The organism is Massilia genomosp. 1 (assembly GCF_011682185.1).
Taxonomy (GTDB): Bacteria; Pseudomonadota; Gammaproteobacteria; order Burkholderiales; family Burkholderiaceae_D; genus Telluria_A; species Telluria_A rubra.
In genome coordinates, this window is record NZ_WHJF01000187.1 from 1 (window position 1) to 5886 (window position 5886).

The 5886-nt window shown below is 58.2% G+C and carries 3 protein-coding genes and 1 pseudogene; all 4 read left to right on the plus strand.

Annotated elements, in window-relative coordinates; all coding sequences use genetic code 11:
* Nucleotides 1-126: 126 nt before the first annotated feature.
* Nucleotides 127-2244 (plus strand): annotated as a pseudogene (locus F1735_RS32220) (type VI secretion system Vgr family protein); the annotation flags it as partial.
* Nucleotides 2241-3455 carry a DUF2169 family type VI secretion system accessory protein gene (locus tag F1735_RS32225; RefSeq protein WP_167240927.1) on the plus strand — a complete coding sequence of 405 codons (1215 nt, stop codon included), beginning with the start codon at nucleotides 2241-2243 and terminating at the stop codon, nucleotides 3453-3455. The pseudogene F1735_RS32220 and the gene F1735_RS32225, both read left to right, overlap by 4 nt.
* On the plus strand, nucleotides 3421-5211 hold the full coding sequence (locus F1735_RS32230; RefSeq protein ID WP_167240929.1) for a hypothetical protein: 1791 nt from the start codon (nucleotides 3421-3423) through the stop codon (nucleotides 5209-5211). The genes F1735_RS32225 and F1735_RS32230 overlap by 35 nt, the downstream gene beginning before the upstream one ends.
* Nucleotides 5208-5588, plus strand: coding sequence for a hypothetical protein (locus tag F1735_RS32235; protein WP_167240931.1), 381 nt, complete (start codon nucleotides 5208-5210; stop codon nucleotides 5586-5588). The genes F1735_RS32230 and F1735_RS32235 overlap by 4 nt, the downstream gene beginning before the upstream one ends.
* Nucleotides 5589-5886: the final 298 nt, after the last annotated feature.

Here is a 5886-nt window from a genome sequence, read left to right on the forward strand (position 1 = left end):
GAACCGTTCTAACCGCACGATCAAAAACAGCGCCGTGGCCGGCGCTGTCAAGACGCTAAAATCGCTCGGGGTAGGACCATCGTTTTACGTGAAAACCGGGCCATCAACTCGCGTGATCACACTCACGATCCAGGCATTCCACTGAAAGAAGTTCAGGGAAAGCGCATGTGCATCGAACTGGTGCGCAAGGATGGCAGCTTGCGTCATTTTTCCGGCCACGTATTTGGTTTTTCTTTGAAACGCGTCGATGGCGGCTTGTCGTTTTACGAAGCCCGGCTGGCGCCCTGGTTCAACTATTTGAGCCTGCGCAAGGACAACTACCTGTTTCACTACACCTCCCTGTACGAGCAGGCCAGGAGCATCTTCGGGGACTACGCCAATCTGGCCGATTGGGATTGGCGGGTTCGGGGCGCCAACGGCGTCATGACCGATTGCTGCCAGTTCGACGAGACAGACAGCAATTTTCTGGAACGGCGCTGGGCTGCCGCCGGCATTTTCTATTGGTTCGAACACAGCGCCACTGGTCACAAACTGGTGTTGTCGGACGATTCGAGCGCCGCCCCTGCAATCGACGGAGGCGATCCGGAGATACCGTTCCAGCGCCATGGCGGCGCAGTCGAGGAGGACGGCATTGCCGAGTGGTCGCCGGCACGCCAGATCACGGAGGGCAGCATTGCCCTGGCTTCCTACGACTTCAAGGCGCCACAGCCGGCGCTCACGTCCCTGCCGACTGTTCATCGGCAAGGCCAGGTATTGCATGTGGAGTCTTACGAATATACGGGCGCTTTCGGGTTCAAGGATGGGGGCGATGCGCGTTCGCTGGCCCAGACCCGCATGGAAGCGCTGGAAGCGAGCGGCAAGCACTTCAAAGGCGCGGGTAACAGTCGCTATGTCATGCCGGGGCGCTGGTTCCGGCTTACCGGTCACTTCGACCGGGGGGCGACGGAGCATGACGAGCAGGCCAGGGAGTTCCTCATCGTCGAGGCGATTCACAGTGCGAGCAATAACTACCATGTGAGTTCGACGGCGCCGTCCCACTACAGCAATACGCTGGTCTGCGTGCGAAAAATTGTGCCGTGGCGTACACCGCGCAGTCACCACAGCAGCGAGACAAAGATCCACGGCATCCAGACAGCCACTGTCGTCGGTCCCGCCGGTGAAGAAATTCATACGGACATGTATGGCCGTGTACGCGTACAGTTTCATTGGGACCGCGCTGGGGCCAACGACGAAAAGAGTTCGGCCTGGATCCGGGTGGCGACGCCGTGGGCAGGTGAAAATTTCGGCATGGTGTCGATTCCGCGCATCGGGACGGAGGTGCTGGTGCAGTTCATGGATGGCAATCCGGACCGGCCGATCATCACCGGCATGGTGCCGAATGCGAATACCCTGCCGCCGTGGGCGCTGCCGGCCAACAAAACCCAGAGCGGGATCCTGTCGCGTTCGACGCCCGGCGGTCAGTACGACAACGCGAACGCACTGCGCTTCGAAGACAAGAAGGGGCAGGAGCAGTTATGGCTGCATGCGGAGAAGGATCAGCTGACCGAAGTCGAGCACGACGAAGACAAATGGGTCGGCAACGACCGGCGCAAGACGGTGGACCGTGACGAAACCAGCCATATCAAGCGCGACCGGACCGAAACGGTGGACCGGGATGAAACGATTACGGTGCATCACGATCGTAGCGAACGGGTCGACCATGATGAACGTATCAGTATCGGCGGCAACCGCAGCGAAGAGGTCGGCGTCAATGAAACGATCTCCATCGGCGGCCACCGCAGCGAGGCCGTGGGCAAGAACGAAACGATCAGCGTTGGCGTGAACCGCAGTAAAACGGTTGCTAAAAACGAGAAAGACAAGATCGGTAAAAACTGGTCGATCAATGTCGCCCGCATGAAGACCGAGACGATCGGCATGGCATCCATGCAGAACGTCGGCATGGGCCGGATCGACACGGTGGGCATGGCCTACAACCTGAACGTGGGCATGATCATGGCGACGGTGGTGGGACGCAGCCAGACGACCAAGGTCGGCAAGGTCGTGTCGGTATCGGCCGGCGAGACGATCGAACTGGTGTGCGGCGGATCGAAGTTCGTGATGACGCCGGACGCGATTTACCTGGAAAGCAAAGACATCCATATCAAGGCGAGCGGCAAGGTCCATGTCGATGGGCCGGCCGATGTGCTTCTCAATTCCGGAAGTGCGGAAAGTGCTCCGGGAAGCGACGGGGAGAAGGCCAAATGACGGCCCCGCTTCCTGCGGACCACGGGCGCGCCGCGAGCAACGCCACCATCGTCAACCACACGGGTGTGCCGCATTTCTGGTTTCAACAGACAGGCCCGGAAGGTGAGCGCCTCGATGTGCTTGTGGTACGCGCCACGTTCGATTTTGCGGCGCACGGCGAGACTATTACGCTCGCGCAAGAACAACATCCTGTCGTTGCTGGCGATACGTATGCCGGGCCGGCATCGAGCGATCCGCTGCGCTCCGTGATACAGGAAGATGGCGATCTGGTGCCGTATAAACCCGGCACCGACATTCTTGTCAGCGGCCATGCACTGGCCCCGGGTGGACTGGCATGCGCCCAGTGGGTCGCCGGGATACGCGTTGGCACGCTCAAGAAGCTGGTGCGCCTGCACGGTCCACGCCAGTTTCGCAAGCAGGCGTTTGGCTGGCGCCTGGGGATGGCTTCACCTGTCGAGTCCGTATCCCTGGACTACCGCTTGGCGTACGGTGGCTGCGTTGATATTGCGGCTGCATTCAGCCGCGATGGCCAGGCGGACACGATCAGGCACAGCGGCAATCCGGCGGGCATTGGCTGGTTACCTGCGCCGGGCGATTACAAGCATCTGGGCCGGGCTGGGCGCACATTCGTCGCGCGCTGGGTGGCTGAACAAAAGGTGCTCGCCGCTCCCCAGATCGAGGCGCCGCTCGATCCCGTCACCCATCCTTTCTCGCGCTTGCCGCCGCAGGGATTGAACGCGATCGCACGCTGGTGTACGCCGCGCGTGGAGTACCAGGGCGACTTTGACGCGCACTGGCGAGCCAAGCGGTATCCGCTGCTGCCAGAAAATTTCGATTCGCGCTATTTCCAGAATGCTCCCGCCGACATGGTCATGAGCCCGCATTTGCGCGGCGATGAAACCGTGACGATGACAGGCTTGCTTCCGGATAAAACGGACATGGTTTTGCCCGGATGGATGCTCATTGTGGTTGTCCGGCTTGCCAGCGGAGGCAATGTGATCAGCATCCCGCTGCTCGACACCCTGCGTTTCGATCTGGACCGCCGCCAGGTGTCAATGGTCTGGCGCACGCATTTCTACGACAACGATCCGGTGGTGGACATTGCGATTGCGGCTACGTCCTCCGGGAACGCGGCCGCGCCAGTTCAGCCGGAAGTGCAACCATTGAGCGGGGTGGATGATGGGGCAGACCCGACATATCGCGCACGCTGAGGGTTGGCTGGCTGTCGCAACGGAGTCCGACCTGTGCAAGGTGGGCAAGTGCATCGTCGCGTTTAACAGCTTCGCGCGGCTCGATCACATGTATGCGGCATCGCCGGATGTGAAGGCGCGGGGGACGCCGGTGTACCGCGTCGGCGATCTTTTCAAGAATACGCAAGCGAATGCGGGTGCGCATATTGTTTCCGGCACATCGCTGAGTACCGGCTATCTCCAGATAATCGAAGGCCATTCAAACGTCAAGATTAACGCGATACCTGTAGCGCGGCATGACAGCGCCTGCCGTATCAATTGCGACAGCACCGGCATGGGCGGTGCGCGAGGGCGGATCGTGACGATGACCAAAACCGTCGCGCCGGCGGCGGCAAAACCAGTCGGCGCGCCGCCAGGCGCCGTGGCGCGTGTCAGCAAGAAACTGCTCGCATTGAAAGCGCTTCGGGATGGGTTGATTGGAAGGCGCCTGAATCTGGATGCGCTTGATGCCATATTCAATTTCGATAGCGCGAATACGACGTTGAAGGGCTGGATTGGCGGTGTTGAGGGCACGCCAGGGACGGTCGGCGACTGGCTGGCGCAGGGCGGCCGCGCAGGACTCGGATTTGCGAGCGAATTCGCCATGGGCACAGGCGAACTTGTCTATGACGCGATCAAGGGCGTGCCCAAGCTGGCCCGCAGGACGACACAAGAGGGCAGGCTGCTTGCCAGTCTGGATGAGCAGATTCTGGCCGAAGAAATCAGCCTTGGAAATATCGATGCTCCCAGTATTGCGAGAGATGCAGTCGGTCTGGCCAAGGCAATGGCCCGGCCGGTGACCGATCCATGGATGAAGGGGCAGTACGTTGAATCGATGGCGCGCGGCGGGATTGAGTTATTCACTTTCTGGAGTGGCGCATCGAAGGCTATACGGGCTGCGAAGGCGAAAAAGTTGTTGGATTTGGCGGGCGCCAAGGGTGCGGCAGCGGCCGCTACAGCTGGTACTGCGACAACCGCTGCGGTTTATCCAGTCGCCAGTATTGCCCCTACAGCTACGCCTGCCGTAGGAACTGTCGCTGGCGCCATTCCGACGGGTGGCGCCACTGCCGCTGGTGCAGTCGGGACTAGCGCTACAGCCAGCTCAGCTACAGTTGCGACAGCACCGGTTGTTACAGGAAGCGTGGTCCGCAGACCGGTAGTAACTTCGGGTGCGCGTGGTGGGGTGTATGTTTCTCTTGCGCCAAAACGACCGCGTCCCGCAGCGAATGGATTTAGTGGTCCGGACGGGTACATGACTCATGGGATCCGCGATAGCCCGCTTCATTCAGATGAAGGACGCAAGTTAGTTGCTGCTTACAGGTCACAAGGCGTGGCACCTGATAAGGCACTGAAGATATCCAGGGAGTTGATGGCTAGCGGCTCGACCTTGCCTAAGGCAGTCGATCTTGCAGCGGGAGAGTCGCTATTCAAGATTGTTCCTGAGGGTAATATGCCCGGTCCTTATTCAGCATTTTTTGCAACAAAGGACGAACTAACTACAATGAAGGGGATGAGTTACGACCAGATCTCGGATCGTATCGGAATCCCTTTGGAAAGCCAGCAGACTCTGCGATTTGATGTAGTCGAGGTTAAAGCTACTAAAGCCGTTACCGTGTTTGAGTCTAAAATTGCCTCGACAACGCAAAACGGCTACATTCAGCTTGGTGGTGGAATACAAACTCTCATCACTAATCGCAGCGCATTTACAAATCCTACCGTGATTGGAAAGTTGCCATGAAGTCCATTAAAAGAAAACTTGTTAAGGTGAATGAGCAGACAGGAGACTACGCAGAAGTCGATAAAGTTCGATTGAAGCGCGAAACGCATGAATTAATGAATTTTATTCAAACAAATATCGCTCAGAGTAAAGACAAATATGGCGTATGGACGTCGCTTGTTCCTTTATGTCGGGCCGTGCTTGCTGAAACGATTTCGTTGCCTGTCCCTTTCTTCGAACTGCCTCTCAGGTATGAAAGCCGGGAAGGCCTCTTGGACGCGGACTTCGACGAACTATTGTGCGGGTTCACTTTGACGATATCAGGCACAGCGCGTGAGATTCTTGATGAAGTTGTTATCGATGGTGTCAGGTATATGTACGCAGATTTTGAAGAATAGACGTGATTTGATAAGCCATGCCAATGGGAGCTCGTGGCGGTGTGTATATCTCGCTTGCGCCCTAGAGCCAATCTACCGGACTTAAGCGATTGACAGCTTAACATGGCTTTTGTGTCATGTATTTGTGGGGCTTAGGCTGCTTGTTTCTGGGCTTTGATTGGCCGGGTCGGTGGTAAGCGATCCATCAACCCCAGACTGTTCAGGAAGTCACGCCGCTGGTTAAATCGGGGGTATGCAAATCCTTCATATTCCACGGCAGCAGCGCCGCTACATCATCCACGGTTTTCGCCGCCGGCAA